This window comes from Bacteroides sp. 2_2_4, assembly GCF_000157055.1.
In the GTDB taxonomy this organism is placed as follows: domain Bacteria; phylum Bacteroidota; class Bacteroidia; order Bacteroidales; family Bacteroidaceae; genus Bacteroides; species Bacteroides ovatus.
Window position 1 is genome coordinate 1 of the sequence record NZ_EQ973408.1, and the last position, 799, is coordinate 799.

At 65.1% G+C, this 799-nt stretch carries 1 pseudogene; it reads right to left on the bottom strand.

Annotation, left to right across the window (positions count from 1 at the left end):
- Nucleotides 1-799 (bottom strand): annotated as a pseudogene (locus BSCG_RS29325) (RHS repeat protein); the annotation flags it as partial.

Below are 799 nucleotides of genomic sequence, written 5' to 3' on the forward strand. Positions count from 1 at the left end.
CCCTCAAGCTCCCCGTAGCCGTTGCGGGTGTAGCGCAGCGAGGCCCCCGCCGTGCTGTCGAGCGTGAGTATCCTGCCGGTATGGTCGTAGGTGCGGAGTATGGTGTTGCCGTCGGCCGTTTCCCGTGTCGGAAGTCCCAGGGAGTTGTACGCGAACTCCACCGTGCTTTCCCCCCTCGATGCCTGCACCAGCCTGCCGGACAGCCCGTAGGCGTAGGTCTGGTCGGGGTCGCCGGCCGTGGGGTATGAGACGCGCGTCACGCGCGAGCAGGCGTCATAGCCGTATTCCCTTTCCGTTCCCGACGGCAGCGTCTCCCTGACGACGCGTCCGCCCCTGTCACGCAGGTAATGACGGACGGCCCCGTCGAAGCCTTTCTCGGCGGTGACGTTGCCCACAGCGTCGAGGGCGAACTCGTAGCTCTGGAGCCTCTCGTTTATCACACGGCGCAGGCGTTCCTCCCGGTCATAGCGGAAGTTCACCACGCCCCGGTGGTCGCGGCGCCTTGTCAGCTTCCACATGCCGGAGTAGCCGTACTCCACGTGCTGGACGTTGTCACGGTATTCGGTGAGGTTGTCTATCCCGTCGTAGGACAGGCGTATGTCGTTGCCGTCGAAGTCGAGCACGCGCACCACGCGGCCCACGGGGTCGTATTCCCTTTTCTGCACCGCACCCTTGGGGTTGGTGACGCTCACGCACCTGCCCAGCAGGTCGTAGCCGTACAGCGAGGTGTTCCCCCGGCTGTCGGAGGCTTCCGTGAGGTTATGGAAACGGTCATAGGCGAGCCTCGTCACCACGCCGT